Source organism: Peterkaempfera griseoplana, from assembly GCF_001418575.1.
Classification (GTDB): Bacteria; Actinomycetota; Actinomycetes; order Streptomycetales; family Streptomycetaceae; genus Peterkaempfera; species Peterkaempfera griseoplana.
Genome location: NZ_LIQR01000155.1, coordinates 18,715 through 33,619, shown reverse-complemented (window position 1 = coordinate 33,619; position 14,905 = coordinate 18,715). Strand labels below are relative to the sequence as shown.

Sequence of the window (14,905 nt, the reverse complement as noted above, 5' to 3'; positions counted from 1 at the left end):
CATCATGCCGTCCACCCTCTCGCTGATCCGTGCGCTCTACCCGGACGACCGGGAGCGTGCCACCGCCATCGGCATCTGGGGCGCCGCCGCCACGGCAGGCGCCGCGGCGGGTCCGCTGCTCGGCGGGTTCCTGCTGGAGCACTTCTGGTGGGGCTCGGTCTTCCTGATCAATCTGCCGGTGATGGCGCTGCTGATCGGCCTCGGCGCCCGGCTGCTCCCCGAGTCCCGCGACCCCCGGCCGGGCGCCTGGGACCTGCCCAGCGTGGCCCTGTCCCTGGCCGGGGTGCTCGGCCTGGTGTACGCGGTGAAGGAGGCCGCGGTCCACGGCCCGGCCGGGGCCGACGTCGCGGCCGCCGCACTGGCCGGAGCCGCCGCGCTCACCGTCTTCGCCCGGCGGCAGCTGCGGCTGGCGGTGCCGCTGCTGGACATCCGGCTCTTCGCCGACCGCCGCTTCACCGCGGCCGTCAGCGGCGCCCTGGTGGCACTGGTCGGGCTCTCCGGCGTGGTCTTCTTCGTCTCGCAGTACCTCCAGCTGGTCCGCGGCTGGTCACCGCTGCGGGCGGGACTCGCGGAACTGCCCGCCTTCGCCGGCGCGGTGGCCGCCGGACTGGCCGCCGGACGGCTGACCCGGCGCACCGGCGCCCGCGGCGCCCTGACCGGCGGCCTGCTGCTGATGGGGCTGGGCCTGGGCGCGCTGGGACAGCTCCGCGCCGACACCGGCTTCCTGCTGCTGGGCACGGCCTTCCTCGCCGTCGGCGCCGCCGAGGGGCTGGTCTACACCCTGGCCACCGACCTGGTGCTGAGCGCGGCCCCGGCCCGCAAGGCCGGCGCTGCCTCGGCGGTCTCCGAGACGGCGTACGAGCTGGGCGCGGCGCTGGGCATCGCCCTGATCGGCTCGGTGCTGACCGGCCTCTACCGCGGTGGGCTGGCCCTCCCCCATGGGCTCTCCCCCGCCGCGGCCGCCCAGGCCGGGGACTCCCTGGGAGGCGCTGCCGAGGTGGCCGCGACGCTGCCGCGGCCGGCCGCCGCGGAACTGCTGGACAGCGCCCGCCAGGCCTTTGTGGACGGGATCGGCACGGCCTCGCTGCTGGCCTCGGGGCTGCTGCTGGCCGCCGCGGCCGGGGCCTGGCTGCTGCTGCGCCGTCCGGGCAGCGTCCAGGGGCGACGGCGGCCCGTCGCGGCCGCAGGACCGGTCCGGGTGTCCGTACCGGAACCGCCGCGCCGGGAACCCGGCAACGCACCGGAGAGGGCGCCCGGCCGCACGGCGGCCGGGGACGCGGAGGGCCGCCCGCTCAGCGCGCTGCGGCGGTAGCGGGCCCAGCCACGGGGCTTCGGCGGGCGATCGCGGACCGGAGTGGATCCGGGTGGGCGCTGTCGCGGCGGGCCGCTCACCCGGCGAGGGAGGGGACCCCAGCGGAGGTGTCCAGGAAGGCCGCGAGACGGGCGCGCAGGGAGCGCGGGTCGAGGCCGTGGGCGGCCAGATGGTCCGCCATGGTGCCGTAGCGGCGCAGCTCGGGACGGGCGACGCCGAGTCCCAGCACCCGGTGCGGCAGGTGCGCCAGCGCCTCGTCGACCTGGTGCGCCGAGGTACCCGCCAGATACGGCTCCACCAGCACCACGTCGGCCCGGTCCCCCAGCGCGGCCCGCAGCGCCGCCCCGTCGAAGGGCCGCACCGTGGCCGCGTAGAGCACGGTGATGTCGAGGCCCTCGACGGCGGCCAGCACCAGGTCCAGCATCGGGCCGACGGCGACCACCACGGCCGCGCCCGCGCTGCCCTGACGCAGCGTCAGAAAACGGCCTGGGGTGATCGGCCGGGCCGCGGTGTTGCGCTGCTCGGAGAGCCGCACATACGCCCGGCCGTCGCCGGCCACCGCGTGACGCAGCAGGGTCTCCGCCTCGTCGGGGTGCCCGGGGACGTGGACCGTCCAGTCGGGCAGCGTGTCCAGCAGGGCCACGTCCCCCGGCGCCTGGTGGGTGCGGCCGCCCTCCGGCCAGTCGTAGGAGCCGTTGGCGCTGACCAGCACCGCGGCGGCGTCCTGGTGGTTGAGGTCCAGCTTGATCTGCTCGAAGGCCCGCTCCACCAGGAAGCTGGCGAAGGTGTGGACGACCGGGCGCAGCCCGGTGAGGGCCAGGCCGCCCGCGACGGAGACCATCAGCTGCTCGCGGATGCCGACGTTGAGCACCCGGTCGGGGTGGGCTGCGGCGGCCTCCCGGAAGCGGTCGGCGGAGATGTCGGCGAGCACCAGGGCCACCCGGGGGTCGTCGTCGAGCAGGCGGCCGGTGACGTCGGCGAAGCGGTCACGCATGGTGGTCATGGCGGTGGTCCTCCGGTCAGCGCTTGGGTTCGACGACGGCGACGACCGCATGGGGCCGGCCGGGGTGCGGGGTGGTGAAGGCCTCGTACAGCGCCTCGTGGTCGCGGCCGTCGACGGTCACGGCCGACCAGCCCTCGCCGGCGAACCGGGCGGCGATGCCGCCGGTCCAGCCGTGAGTGGCGGAGGAGTTGTCGATGACGACGGTGTGCAGGGCGTCCAGGCCGACCGCGCCGGCGTAGGCGATGGCCTCGTGGTTGCTGCCCTCGTCCAGTTCCGCGTCGCCGGTGAGCACCCAGACCCGGGAATCCGTCAGGCCCTGGGCCCGCAGTCCGAGGGTGGTGCCCACGGCCAGCGGCAGGCCGTGGCCGAGGGAGCCGCTGCCGATCTCCACTCCGGGCAGCAGCACCCGGTCGGGGTGGTGCCCCAGCGGGGAGTCGAAGGCGCCGAATCCCGGCAGCAGCGCCGGGTCGAGGAACCCCTTGGCGGTGAGGACCGCGTAGTAGGCCATGGGTCCGTGGCCCTTGGAGAGCAGAAAGCGGTCCCGCTCGGGGTCCTCGGCGGTCTGCGGGGTCACCCGCAGCACCCGGTCGTAGAGCACCCAGAGGGCGTCCAGGGTGGAGGTGGCGGCGGGACCGTGCTTCTCGTCGCCGGTCATCAGGCCCATCAGGTGCGGCAGGTCCTGGTATCCGAGGCCGCAGTCCGGGCTGCGGCTGTCGCTGGTGAGCGTCATGGAATGATGCTGCAACCTCAAGCGGACTTGAAGTCAAGGCCGTATGATCACCACCGTGACCGCACTCCCCGACCGCCTCACCATCGGTGAACTCGCCGCCCGCAGCGGCCTGGCCGCGTCCGCCCTGCGCTACTACGAGGACCTGGGGCTGATCCACTCCGAGCGGACCGCGGGCGGTCAGCGCCGGTACTCCAGGGCGACCCTGCGGCGGGTGGCGTTCGTGCGGGCGGCACAGCAGGTCGGACTGTCACTGGAGGAGGCCCGCACGGCCCTGGACGCCCTGCCCGAGGAGCGTCCGCCGAGCGCCGCGCAGTGGGCTAGGGTCGCCGCGTCCTGGCAGCGCCGGATCGACGCGCAGATCGCGGAACTCCAGGCGCTGCGCGCCAAGCTGGGCGGCTGCATCGGCTGCGGATGCCTGTCGCTGCGCAAGTGCCGGCTGTACAACCCTGACGACTCCGCGGCAGGCACCGGCTCGGGTGCCCGGTACCTGCTGGGCGAGGAGCCCTCGGCCCCGGCCGCCGGCTGAGGCCGCGGCGCGCAGGCGACGCGCAGGCGGCGTGGCGGGCCGAACCGCGGTGCGGACGCCCCGCCCGGTCTGCTACCGTCGGCGACATGATCACACCGCCCGCGCACCAGCAGATGATGCCCCGCTCAAGGGGCTGCTGACGCCGGACGGCATCCGCCATCCGAGGCCCCGCACCGGGGCCCTCGCGACGCGCAGCCGGAGCCCCGCCGCCCGACGACGAGGAGCTCCCGTGGTGCACCACTACCTCACCACCACCATCCCCTATGTGAACTCCCGGCCCCATCTGGGCTTCGCCCTGGAACTGGTGCAGGCCGACGTGCTGGCCCGGCACCACCGGCGCCTGGACCACCCCGTACGGCTGCTCACCGGCACGGACGACAACTCGCTGAAGAACGTCCTCGCCGCCGAGACGCTGGGCCTGCCGGTGCAGGAGCTGGTGGACCGCAACGCCGACGCCTTCGAGGCGCTGCGCGGCCCGCTGTCGCTCTCCACCGACGACTTCATCCGCACCAGCAGCGACCCCCGGCACCGGCCCGGGGTGGAGCGGCTGTGGCGGGCCTGCGCGGCCCGCGGCGACCTCTACCGCAAGCACTACGCGGGTCTGTACTGCGTGGACTGCGAGCAGTTCTACCAGGAGGAGGAGCTGGACGACGGCTGCTGTCCCGAGCACGGCACCGAACCGCAGCTGGTGGTGGAGGAGAACTGGTTCTTCCGGCTGTCCCGCTACACCGAGCGGCTGCACGCCCTGGTGAGCAGCGGCCGACTGCGGATCGAACCGCAGGCCCGGCGCAACGAGGTGGTGGCCTTCATCGCCTCGGGGCTGCGGGACTTCTCCGTCTCCCGCTCCCGCGAGCGGGCACGCGGCTGGGGCATCCCGGTGCCGGACGACCCCGACCAGGTGGTCTACGTCTGGTGGGACGCCCTGGGCAACTACATCACCGCGCTGGACTACGCCGGCGACGGCCCGGCCTTCCGCGAGTGGTGGGCGGGCGACGGGGAGCGGGTGCACCATGTGGGCAAGGGTGTGGTGCGCTTCCACGCGGTGTACTGGCCCGCGATCCTGCTCTCCGCCGGACTGCCGCTGCCCACCGAGGTGCGGGTGCACGACTATCTGACGGCCGGCGGCCGGAAGATCAGCAAGTCGGCGGCGACCGCCGCGGCCGACCCCGTCGACCTGGTGGCGGCCTACGGGTCCGACGCGGTGCGCTGGTGGCTGCTGCGCGAGGTACCCCGGGTCGGCGACACGGACTTCACCGAGCAGCGGCTGGTCGCCCGTTTCGACGCCGAGCTCGCCAACGGGGTGGGGAACCTGGTCAACCGGACCGTGTCCATGGTCCATCGCTACCGGGGCGGGGCGGTCCCCGAGGTGCCGCTGCCCGACTGCCCGGCGGTGGCCGTCTGCCATACCGCGACCGAGCGGGTGTCGGTGGCGCTGGACGCCTTCGACCTGCGGCGCGCCACGGCCGTGGTGTTCGGCCTGGTGGAGGAGGCCAACCGGCACATCGAGGCGACCCGGCCCTGGGAGCTGGCACGCGCCGAACGGTCGGGCGACCCCGCCGCGGGGGCCCGGCTGGACACCGCGCTCGCCGTACTGGTGCACGCCTGCCGTGCCCTGGGCCGTGAACTCGCCCCGTTCCTGCCCGACGGCGCGGCGCGGATCACGGCCCAGTGCGCGGGCAGTCCGCTGCCCGCGCCGGAGCCGCTCTTCCCCCGGCTGGCAGGGGCGTGATCCCACGGGGGCGGCGGGACGCGGCTCCCCGTACGGTCCGTCGCCGCCCGGGGCGCGTCAGCAGGGGTCGGCGAGCAGGCGTGTGTGGCCGCGGGCCTGCAGCCGGGGGGCGGAGGAGGCGGGACGGGCCGCGGGGCCCGGCCGGTGCATGAACCACTCGGTGCCCAGGCAGAGCCGGCGCACCCTCGGCTCGGCGAAGGCGGAGATCCGCGCCCCGCGGGCGAACTCCGAGCCGTGGGCCTGGATCGCCTCCCATTTGACGTCCAGCCAGGGACGTACGTCGACCGCCGCGGCGATCCGGTCGTCGGGGGTGGAGGGCAGCGGCGCGTCCAGGCCCATCGCGGTCAACTGCCGTACCAGGGAGTCGGGTACGGTCGCCAGCCACACCGAGTGCACCTCCCACGCCCGGCCGGCCTCCGGGTACAGCTCATTGCGGGCGGCGGCCTCGACCGCGGCGAGTACGGCGCGATGGACCCGGATGTGGTCGGGGTGGCCGTAGACACCGAAGGCGTCATAGGCGGTCACCGCCGTGGGTCTCAACCGCCTGATCCGGTCGACCAGTTGGGCCACCAGCGTGTCGAACGGCGCCTCGCAGAGCGAGCCCGGTCCGCGCCCCGCGGGCCCGGAGTCGCGAAAACGCAGGATGTCGGGTTCACCCGCCCGCAGTACGGTGAGCGCCTGGGCCAGCTCCTTGGCCCTGGTACCCCTGGGGGCGTACGGGGTGCCCTCGGCGATCTCGCCGTCGGTACAGGTGACCACGGCCGTGGGAACGCCCTCGGCGGCGTGCTGGGCCAGTACCCCGCCGGTGAACAGCGACTCGTCGTCAGGATGCGCGTGCACCGCGAGCAGTCCCCGCTGGACCCGCTGCAGTCCCATCCCGCTCTCCCGTCCGGCTGCCGTGTCCCGTGTGGGCCTCCAGAGTATCGAGCGGCGGCCGCTGTGCCGCCCAGGCGAGCGGTCGATCTGTGGTACCTGTGGCGTGGGCGCAGCCCGTTCCACCACCCGTTCCCACCGCCGAGGAGTCGTCATGACCACCTTGCAGGAGGCCGCAGACGTCGGGCGCGGCGAGCACCGTCTCGCCGTGGTGTCGACCGTGCGCGGCGATCTGACCGTGCAGTCCAGCGTGGTCAACGCCGGAGTGCTGAACCATCCGCACACGGGCGAGCCGGTGCTGGCCTTCGTCACCTACGGTCCGGTGAAGCTCGCCCATCTGCGCCTCCGGCCCCAGCTCACCGCGACCTTCCGCAGCGGCTGGCGGTGGGCGACGGTGGAGGGCCGGGCGGAGCTCGCCGGACCGGACGACCCGCAGCCCTGGCTTGCCTCCGGGGAGCAGCTGCGGCTGCTGCTGCGGGCCGTGTTCAGCGCCGCCGGCGGCGAGCACGAGGACTGGGCCGAGTACGACCGGGTGATGGCCGAACAGCGCCGCACCGCGGTGCTGGTCAGGCCGGAGCGGATCTACGGCAGCTGACCGGACGGTGCGCCGCCGATCCGCTCCACCACGTACTCGCACAGTTCATGGGTGCGCAGCGCGTCCTGGGCGGAGAGCACCCGGCCCGCCCGCACCGCGTCGAGGAAGACCGTGCAGGCCTGCTCGATGCCGCGCTGACGGGCGACCGACACCCAGTCGCCCCTGCGGCGCAGGGTGGGCTGGCCGCGGTGGTCCACCACCTCGGCCAGGTTGTGGACCTCGCGTTTGCTGTCGGCCCCGGAGACCTCCAGGATCTCCTCGTTGGAGCCGCTGACCCGGTTCATGATCCCGAGGGCGGTGAAGCCGTCCCCGGCGAGGGTCAGCACCACATGGTGCAGCAGCCCGTCCCTGACGCGGGCCCGGACGTCGGTGTGCTGCACCGCCCCGGGGACCAGGAAGCGCAGGGTGTCGACGACATGGATGAAGTCGTCGAAGACGGCGGTGCGGGGGTCCTCGGGCAGACCCTCGCGGTTCTTCTGCATGACGATCAGCTCGCGGGGCCGTTCCAGCGCCTGGGAGTACCCCGGGGCGTGGCGCCGGTTGAAGCCGACCATCAGCGAGCACCCCGAGGACTCGGCCAGGTCCACCAGCCGGCGGGCGCCCGGCAGGCCGTAGTCCAGGGGCTTGTCCACATAGACGGCGACTCCGGCGCCGAGCAGCCGCTCCACGATCGCGACGTGCTGGTCGGTGGCCGCATGCACGAAGGCCGCCCGGACGCCCGCGTCGACCACGGCGCCCAGATCCGTGTGGCGGTGAGGGACGCGGTAGGAGTCCCCGATCCGGTCGAGCTTCGCCCGGTCACGGGTCATCAGGTGCAGCTCCAGGCCCGGCTGGGCGGTGAGCACCGGCAGATAGGCCTTCTGTGCGATGTCCCCCAGGCCGATCACTGCGACCGGTTCCGCCTGCCCGTCCACCATCCGCGCCGCTTCCCTTCACTCCCCGTCTGCCGTTGCCGTCGCCACTGCGACTGCGGCCGGGGCTGCCGTTGTCACTGCCGTGTGCCGCAGCAGCATAGGGGGACGGTGCACGCCGGACGCGTTCAGACCCCCGCCCCGCGGACCGCGCTGTGCAGTTCCGCCGCCAGATCGGCGAGCTCCGCCCCGTCGCGGGCACTGCCCTGGATGTCCAGCAGCACCTCTCCGGCGCCGACCTCGGCATGGGCGGCGACATCCGCCACGATCTGCTCCACCGAGCCGGTGAAGGGGCTGCGGTCGGCGTCGGGCAGCGCGGCCCGGGTGAGCTCCACGTTCGCCCGTACGCAGAAGCCCAGCGCCCCCGGGTCACGGCCGAGGGCGGCGGCGCGCTCGGTCAGCTGCCGCCAGCGGGCCCCCAGCACCGACGGTGGCGCCCCGGTCGGCAGCCAGCCGTCGGCGCGGCGTGCCACCCGCTCCAGCGCCCGGACGCTGCCCGCGGCGAGGTAGACCGGGATCGGGGCGGCGGGCTTGGGTCCCACCGCGGCCTCCCGGACCACGCTGTTGCGCACCTGGTAGGAGACCGGGTCGGGACCCCACACGGCGGCGCAGATGTCGAGGAGGGCGTCCAGGGCGGCGCCGCGCTCCTCGAAGGGGGCGACGGCCGCCGCCGCGTACTCGTCCAGCGACCAGCCGGTGCCGAATCCGGCCACCACCCGGCCGTTGCTCGCCACGTCCAGCGTCGCCAGGTTCCTGGCCAGCTGGAACGGCCCGTGCAGCGGCGCCACCAGCACACTGCTGCCCAGCCGGCAGCGCTCGGTGGCGGCGGCGGCGAGGGCCAGCACCACCAGCGGGTCGGCCACCGACCGGTAGTTGTCCGGCCACGGCAGTCCCGGGATCCCGTACAGGCCCTGGGTGGGGTTCTCCGGGACGAGCACCCGCTCGAACACCCAGAGGCTGTCGTAGCCGATCTCCTCCGCCCGCCGGGCCACCCCCGCCACATCCTTCGCGAGGGTGTACTGCTTCATCTGGGGCAACCCGAGCCCCAAGCGCATCGTCATACGCTGATCCGTGCCCGGCCGCCGCAGCCGCATTCGCCCGGCGGACGGTCGCCCCCGTTCAGCCGTCCGAGGTGGCGGCACCGGGGAGGATCTGCTCCGCGGCGGCCCGCAGGGCGTCCAGCACCGGGCGGATCAGCGGGTGCTCCTCCGCGCCGCGGCGTACGGCGGCGAAGACCCTGCGGGTGGCGGGGACCCCGTCCACCGGCCGGACCACCACATCGCCCAGATCCATGCCCCGCAGCGCGGAACGGGGCACCAGCGCCACCCCGGCACCGGCACCGGCCAGCGCCACCACGGCCCGGAAGTCGTCGGACGAGTGCACCAGCCGGGGCTGGAAGCCGGCGTACTCGCAGGCCAGCACCACCACGTCATGACAGGGGTTGCCCGGGTAGGGGCCGATCCACGGCTCGTCCGCCAGATCCGCCACGGGTATCCGGCCGGCCCCCGCCAGGCGGTGCGCCACGGGGAGCACCGCGTCGAAGGGCTCGGCGTACAGCGGGACGCGGGCGAGACGCTGATCGTCCTCGCGGGGTGCGCCCCGGTACTCCACGGCGACGGCCAGGTCCGCCCGTCCGTCCAGCACCATGGGCAGACTCTCGTCGCCCTCCGCGTCCAGCACCCGCACCCTGATGCCCGGCGAGCTGAGGGCGAGCCCGGCGATCGCGGGGGCGAGGACCAGCCCGATGCCGGTGGCGAAGGATGCCACCGTGAGCTCACCCGCCGCCCCCGAGGTGTACGCGGCCAGCTCGGCCTCGGCCCGCTCCAGCTGCGCCAGCACCGCATTGGCGTGGCTGAGCAGGATCTCCCCGGCGGCGGTCAGCCGGATGCCGCGGCCGTGCCGCTCCAGCAGCCGGTGGCCGGTCTCGCTCTCCAGCGCGGCGAGCTGCTGGGACACCGCCGAGGGGGTGAGGTACAGCGAGGCCGCCGCGGCGGTCACCGTACGGTGGTCCGCCACGGCCCTCAGGGTCCGCAGCCGCCGGGCATCGATCACCTGGTCATCGTAGTTCGACGGCGGGCTCCCACCGGACCGCGGTCAGGGCCGGACCGCCGGCGCTGCCGGCCGCCCCGGGCCGGGGCCCGGGGCCCCGGCCCCCGCCCGGGTCATCCCTCGGCGGAGTCCGCGAGGGCCGCCCGAGCGGCGACGAAGGCGGCGACGGCGTGCTCGACGTCCGCGGTGGAGTGGGCGGCGGAGAGCTGCACCCGGATCCTCGCCTTGCCGTGCGGAACCACCGGGTAGGAGAAGCCGATGGCGTAGACGCCCTGCTCCAGCAGCAGCTCCGCCATCCGCCCGGCGACCGCGGCGTCACCGATCATCACCGGGGCGATGGGGTGGTCGCCCGGCAGGATCTCAAAGCCGGCCTCGGTCATCCGGGAGCGGAACAGCGCCGTGTTGTCGCGCAGCCGCTGCCGCAGCCCGGCCGAGTCCTCCAGCAGGTCGAGGACCTTGAGGGAGGCGGCGGCGATCACCGGGGCCAGGGAGTTGGAGAAGAGGTACGGGCGGGAGCGCTGGCGCAGCAGGGCGACGATCTCGGCGCGGGCGGCGACATAGCCGCCGGAGGCACCGCCGAGGGCCTTGCCGAGGGTGCCGGTGAGGATGTCCACCCGGTCCATGACGCCGTGCAGCTCATGGGTGCCGCGGCCGCCGGGGCCGACGAAGCCGACGGCGTGGGAGTCGTCCACCATCACCATGGCGTCGTAGCGGTCGGCCAGGTCGCAGATCTCCCGCAGCGGGGCGACATAGCCGTCCATGGAGAAGACGCCGTCGGTGACGATCAGACGGCGGCGCGCGTCGGCGGTCTCCTTGAGCTGCTGCTCCAGGTCGGCCATGTCGCGGTTGGCGTAGCGGTGGCGGCGAGCCTTGGAGAGGCGGATGCCGTCGATGATGGAGGCGTGGTTGAGCGCGTCGGAGATGACGGCGTCGCGCTCGTCCAGGAGGGTCTCGAAGACACCGCCGTTGGCGTCGAAGCAGGAGGAGTAGAGGATGGTGTCCTCGGTGCCGAGGAAGCGGGAGAGCCGCTCCTCCAGCTCCTTGTGGACCTCCTGGGTGCCACAGATGAAGCGGACCGAGGCCATGCCGTAGCCCCAGCGGTCCAGCGCCTCGCGGGCGGCGGAGACGATCTCGGGGTGGTCGGCGAGACCGAGGTAGTTGTTGGCGCAGAAGTTCAGCACCGGGCCGGGGCGGCCGCCGGCCGTGACGGCGACGGAGGCGCTCTGCGGGGTGCCGATCACCCGCTCGGGCTTGTGCAGGCCCGCGGCGCGGATCTCGTCCAGGGTGGTGCGCAGGTCGTCGCGTACCGAGTCGAACATGGCGGAGGGCTCCTAGGGGGTGCTCAGGCGGTCCGGGTCTCAGACGGTCCAGTCGAGGATGACCTTGCCGCAGCGTCCGCTCGCGGCGTCGTCGAAGGCTGCGTCGAAGTCGGTGTACGCGTACCGGCCGGTGATCACCGGGCTGAGGTCCAGACCGCCTTCCAGCAGCACCGACATGGCGTACCAGGTCTCGAACATCTCCCGGCCGTAGATCCCCTTGATGGTGATCATGGAGGTGACGATCCTGGCGAAGTCGACAGGGAACTCCTGCGACGGCAGGCCGAGCATGGCGATCCGGCCGCCGTGCGTCATGTTGGCGATCATGTCCTGCATGGCCTCGGGGCGACCGGACATCTCCAGCCCGATGTCGAACCCCTCCCGCAGACCCAGGCTCCGTTGCCCCTCCTCGATGGAGTGCTCGGCGACGTTCAGGGCCAGGCTGACGCCCACCTTGCGGGCCAGCTCCAGCCGGTACTCGCTGACATCGGTGATCATCACCTTGCGGGCGCCCGCGTGCCTGGCCACCGCGGCGGCCATGATGCCGATCGGCCCCGCACCGGTGATCAGCACGTCCTCACCGACCAGGGGGAACGACAGTGCGGTGTGCACCGCGTTGCCGAACGGGTCGAAGATCGCCGCGATGTCGAGGTCCACCGGGACTCGGTGCACCCAGACGTTGGAGGCGGGCAGCGCCACATACTCCGCGAACGCCCCGTCGCGGCCGACCCCCAGGCCGACGGTGGAACGGCACAGGTGGCGGCGGCCCGCGAGGCAGTTGCGGCACTTCCCGCAGACCAGGTGGCCCTCGCCGCTCACCAGGTCGCCGACCTTGATGTCGGCGACGTCCGCGCCGATCTCCGCGACCTCGCCCACGAACTCGTGACCGAGCACCAACGGGGTCCGCACGGCCTGCTGAGCCCAGCCGTCATAGGCGCGGATGTGCAGGTCGGTACCGCAGATCCCGGTGCGCAGCACCTTGATCAGCACCTCCCCCGAACCGATGGACGGCTCCGGCACATCCATCAGCCACAGCCCGGGCTCGGCCTTCTCCTTCACCAGTGCCTTCACGGCTGCGGCTCCTGTTGCGACGCACGACGAACGGGGGACGCCCGGTGCGTGACCGGGCAGAACAGCAATCTGCCCGGTCACGGGCGTTCAGTCCATCGAGGTTTTCTAAAGCGGAACCACAGCTGAGCTTCACGGACGCGCAGGACCTTCGCGGGCCTGTCCGCCGGCCCGTTCGCCGGCCCGTTCGCCTGCCCCTTCGCTCGCGCGTGAGCCGGCCCTGCAGGTCAGCCCCGGCCCTCCCAGTCCGCGTACGGGATCCGCGCCAGCTCCCGCACCCCCGAGGTCAGGCCCCACTCGTTCTTCCCCAGCCGGGACAGTGGCTTCAGCCGCCCGATCTCCGGATGGCCCGCCACCACCACGTCCTCGCTCACCGCCGCATGCACCACCCGGCCGAAGACGACGGTGGAGCCGCCCAGCCGCACGGTGCTGTGCAGCACGCACTCCAGGGCCACCGGCGAACCCGCCACCCGCGGCGGCCCGACCCGCAGACTGGGCTCGCGTGCGATCCCCACCGCGTCGAACTCCCCCACATCGCCGGGGAAGTCGGTGCCGGTCGCATTGATCTGCTCGAACAGCGACTCGGGCGCGAAGTTGACCACGAACTCGCCGGTGGCCTCCGCGTTGCGCAGCGAGTCCTTGCGCCCCACCGAGGTGAACTGCACGATCGGCGGGTCGGTGCAGGCCACCGTGAAGAAGGAGTGCGGTGCGAGGTTCGCAAGAAAGCTGTCTGCCGAAAGGGTGGACACCCAGGCGATCGGCCGTGGCACCACCACGGCCGTGAGCAGCTTGTAGAAGGCGCCTGGGTCCATCGCGTCGGGGTCGTAGTCGATGCGCATGGGGCCAGTATCGCGGCAGGGAAACCTGCAGCGTAACAGCCACACGGGCGCATGGGCGTCCGTCTGGTGCGATGGAAGGTGTCCGGTGTCGGTCCGCCGCGAGCAACCGGAGCTGAGCCTTTCATGACGCATTCGTCCGCCCTGTCCGTCTGGGACGACTTCGAGGTGCCTGCGCATGTGCGCGGACGCGGGGTCACCTTGAACATCCATGACCAGTTGTCTGCGTTCGTGCCGCAGCAGCCGGGGGCGTATCTGCGGATCTCCTCGGACCGGTTCGGTCTGGAGGCTGGTGTGGAGCGGCAGTTGGAGGACTCCCAAGACACCCGCACCCGGCTGGGCTGGGATGCGTTCGCGAAGGTCTACAAGGAGAACGACACCTCGGCGTTCAAGAAGAAGAAGATCATTCGTCCGGACGGGTCGATCGACTGGGTGGTGGTGCGGCCGAAGTTCCGTCAGCTGCTGGCCGACCTGGCCAGCGGGGTCATCGACGGTGTGGTCTTCTACGACCTTGACCGCCTGGTGCGTCAGCCGCGCGACCTGGAAGACCTCATCGACGTCGTCGAGTACGTCAAGCGCCCCGTCATCGGCGCCACCGGCGGCCGAATGAACCTGATCAACGACAGCGATCGCCACATGGCCCGCATGATGTGCGTGATGGCGCTGAAGTCCTCCGAGGACACCGCCCGCCGCGTCGCCCGCATGCACCTCTCCCTCGCCCAGGAAGGCCGGATCCAGGGCCGCATCGCCTACGGCTGGGTCCGCAAGGGCCCCGCCAAAGGCACCACCATCCCCACCGAAGCCGCCGTGGTGCAGAACATCTTCACCTCCTGCCTCACCGGCGAGACCGCCTACAGCATCGCCACCCGCCTCAACCGCGAAGGCATCCGCCCACCGGAGGCCAAACTGTGGTCCTCCACCATGGTCAACAAGATGCTCCGCAACCCCCGATACGCCGGCATGGTCTCCTACTCAGGCCGCCACCGCCTCGACCCCTCCACCCCCTGGGACGGCTGGTCCCTCGTCCTGTTCGACGACACCGGACGACCCCTCCGCGGCAACTGGCAACCCATCATCGACCCCAGCATCTGGTCGCAGGTCCAGTTCGACCTGCAACTGCGCCGCCAGCGGCGCGGCATACCCGCCGGCACCCAACGCGCCCCGGTCACCAACCGCTACCTGCTCTCCGGCATCCTGCACTGCGGCCGGTGCGGCCGCGGCATGGTCGGCAACGCCCACCGCCAGCAGACCGGCACGATCTACCACAGCTACCGCTGTCCGCCCAACGCCTTCGGCGGCTGCGGCCGGACCTTCATCGCGACCGCACCCGCCGAACAAGCCATCACCGAGGGCATGGAGGCCTTCCTCACCCGCATGCTCACCGCCGCCACCTCCCCCCAGTCCGAGGAAAGCGAAGAGCAGCGCCGATCCCTGCAGGCCCGCCTGGAGAAGGAACTCACCCGCAAGCAGGACCTCCTGAACCGCTGGACCGCCGGCACCCTCCAGGACATCGGCGTCGGCGACGAGGACTACTTCACCCTCCTCGCCGGCCTCACCCGCAAGATCGCACGCCTGCGTGAGGCCGTCACCGCCACCGACCGCTCGCCCTCCCGCGCCACTCCCGCACAGGATCTCCTGAACGGCTGGCGCACCGGCACCCTCCGCCAACGGCGAGCCATCCTCAAGCGCTACCTGCACGGCATCGACGTCCTGCCCCCCGCACCTGCCAACGGCGCCGACCCCACCTCCCGCCTACGCGAGCGCCTCCACCCCCGCTGGAAGACCCTGGACGAGATCGACACCTGACCACATCCCCGGTGAGGTCCCGGCCCACCGGTGGCCGGGACCTCACCACCGCCCCATCAACCGCAACAACCCCCGCAACCGATCCGCCTCCACCCCATCAGCCCCAGGCGCTCCCCGCAGAAACCGCCGACGCCAGTCCGCACCGCCTACC

The 14,905-nt window shown here is 73.0% G+C and carries 14 protein-coding genes; 5 read left to right on the top strand and 9 right to left on the bottom strand.

Going from position 1 to position 14,905, the window contains the following annotated elements:
- Nucleotides 1–1,312, top strand: a 1,312-nt coding sequence (locus tag AOK09_RS12945; protein WP_079063007.1) for an MFS transporter, incomplete at its 5' end; no start/stop codon positions are given.
- A gap of 76 nt (nt 1,313–1,388) precedes the next feature.
- Here the strand turns inward: AOK09_RS12945 and AOK09_RS12940 are convergent.
- On the bottom strand, nt 1,389–2,315 hold the full coding sequence (locus AOK09_RS12940; protein WP_055587312.1) for a transketolase family protein: 927 nt from the start codon (nt 2,313–2,315) through the stop codon (nt 1,389–1,391).
- A gap of 16 nt (nt 2,316–2,331) precedes the next feature.
- The gene (locus tag AOK09_RS12935; protein ID WP_055587311.1) at nt 2,332–3,045 is read right to left on the bottom strand and encodes a thiamine pyrophosphate-dependent enzyme; all 714 of its coding nucleotides are present in this window, start codon (nt 3,043–3,045) and stop codon (nt 2,332–2,334) included.
- Nucleotides 3,046–3,100: 55 nt separating this feature from the next.
- Here AOK09_RS12935 and soxR point away from each other — a divergent pair, with 55 nt between their 5' ends.
- Both soxR and AOK09_RS12925 read left to right on the top strand, forming a co-directional pair.
- Nucleotides 3,101–3,571, top strand: a complete 471-nt coding sequence (gene soxR / locus AOK09_RS12930) for a redox-sensitive transcriptional activator SoxR (protein ID WP_245687268.1) — start codon at nt 3,101–3,103, stop codon at nt 3,569–3,571.
- Nucleotides 3,572–3,800: 229 nt separating this feature from the next.
- Entirely contained in the window at nt 3,801–5,300 is a 1,500-nt protein-coding gene (locus tag AOK09_RS12925) for a methionine--tRNA ligase (RefSeq protein ID WP_055587309.1), read from the top strand.
- Between the two features lie 57 nt (nt 5,301–5,357).
- Here AOK09_RS12925 and AOK09_RS12920 read toward each other — a convergent pair whose 3' ends face one another.
- Nucleotides 5,358–6,176, bottom strand: a complete 819-nt coding sequence (locus AOK09_RS12920) for a PIG-L family deacetylase (RefSeq protein WP_055587308.1) — start codon at nt 6,174–6,176, stop codon at nt 5,358–5,360.
- A 151-nt stretch (nt 6,177–6,327) separates the two neighbouring features.
- On the opposite strand from AOK09_RS12920, the gene AOK09_RS12915 reads away from it, so the two are divergent.
- Nucleotides 6,328–6,768: a TIGR03618 family F420-dependent PPOX class oxidoreductase gene (locus AOK09_RS12915; RefSeq protein WP_055587307.1), complete on the top strand. Its 441-nt coding sequence runs from the start codon at nt 6,328–6,330 to the stop codon at nt 6,766–6,768.
- Here AOK09_RS12915 and AOK09_RS12910 read toward each other — a convergent pair.
- The 6 genes from AOK09_RS12910 to AOK09_RS12885 form a co-directional block, all read right to left on the bottom strand.
- The gene (locus AOK09_RS12910; protein WP_055587306.1) at nt 6,756–7,685 is read right to left on the bottom strand and encodes a Gfo/Idh/MocA family protein; all 930 of its coding nucleotides are present in this window, start codon (nt 7,683–7,685) and stop codon (nt 6,756–6,758) included. The two genes, AOK09_RS12915 and AOK09_RS12910, sit on opposite strands and share 13 nt — an antisense overlap.
- Nucleotides 7,686–7,807: 122 nt before the next feature.
- On the bottom strand, nt 7,808–8,740 hold the full coding sequence (locus AOK09_RS12905; RefSeq protein ID WP_055587305.1) for a TIGR03619 family F420-dependent LLM class oxidoreductase: 933 nt from the start codon (nt 8,738–8,740) through the stop codon (nt 7,808–7,810).
- A 58-nt stretch (nt 8,741–8,798) separates the two neighbouring features.
- Entirely contained in the window at nt 8,799–9,731 is a 933-nt protein-coding gene (locus tag AOK09_RS12900) for a LysR family transcriptional regulator (protein ID WP_055587304.1), read from the bottom strand.
- A gap of 110 nt (nt 9,732–9,841) precedes the next feature.
- Nucleotides 9,842–11,047, bottom strand: coding sequence for a glycine C-acetyltransferase (locus AOK09_RS12895; RefSeq protein ID WP_055587303.1), 1,206 nt, complete (start codon nt 11,045–11,047; stop codon nt 9,842–9,844).
- Between the two features lie 39 nt (nt 11,048–11,086).
- Complete coding sequence (gene tdh / locus AOK09_RS12890) at nt 11,087–12,115, bottom strand: L-threonine 3-dehydrogenase (RefSeq protein ID WP_055587302.1); 1,029 nt, start codon at nt 12,113–12,115, stop codon at nt 11,087–11,089.
- 224 nt (nt 12,116–12,339) lie between these two features.
- Nucleotides 12,340–12,951 (bottom strand): flavin reductase family protein, encoded by a 612-nt coding sequence (locus tag AOK09_RS12885; protein WP_055587301.1) that lies wholly within the window; start codon nt 12,949–12,951, stop codon nt 12,340–12,342.
- 123 nt (nt 12,952–13,074) lie between these two features.
- On the opposite strand from AOK09_RS12885, the gene AOK09_RS12880 reads away from it, so the two are divergent.
- Nucleotides 13,075–14,754 (top strand): recombinase family protein, encoded by a 1,680-nt coding sequence (locus AOK09_RS12880; RefSeq protein ID WP_055587300.1) that lies wholly within the window; start codon nt 13,075–13,077, stop codon nt 14,752–14,754.
- Nucleotides 14,755–14,905: the final 151 nt, after the last annotated feature.

Bases quoted from the DNA above. Each gene is read 5' to 3' on its own strand.
- AOK09_RS12940 (WP_055587312.1), bottom strand. From the start codon at position 2,315: ATGACCACCATGCGTGACCGCTTCGCCGACGTCACCGGCCGCCTGCTC.
- AOK09_RS12935 (WP_055587311.1), bottom strand. From the start codon at position 3,045: ATGACGCTCACCAGCGACAGCCGCAGCCCGGACTGCGGCCTCGGATAC.
- AOK09_RS12920 (WP_055587308.1), bottom strand. From the start codon at position 6,176: ATGGGACTGCAGCGGGTCCAGCGGGGACTGCTCGCGGTGCACGCGCAT.
- AOK09_RS12915 (WP_055587307.1), top strand. From the start codon at position 6,328: ATGACCACCTTGCAGGAGGCCGCAGACGTCGGGCGCGGCGAGCACCGT.
- AOK09_RS12910 (WP_055587306.1), bottom strand. From the start codon at position 7,685: ATGGTGGACGGGCAGGCGGAACCGGTCGCAGTGATCGGCCTGGGGGAC.
- AOK09_RS12905 (WP_055587305.1), bottom strand. From the start codon at position 8,740: ATGACGATGCGCTTGGGGCTCGGGTTGCCCCAGATGAAGCAGTACACC.
- AOK09_RS12895 (WP_055587303.1), bottom strand. From the start codon at position 11,047: ATGTTCGACTCGGTACGCGACGACCTGCGCACCACCCTGGACGAGATC.
- AOK09_RS12885 (WP_055587301.1), bottom strand. From the start codon at position 12,951: ATGCGCATCGACTACGACCCCGACGCGATGGACCCAGGCGCCTTCTAC.
- AOK09_RS12880 (WP_055587300.1), top strand. From the start codon at position 13,075: ATGACGCATTCGTCCGCCCTGTCCGTCTGGGACGACTTCGAGGTGCCT.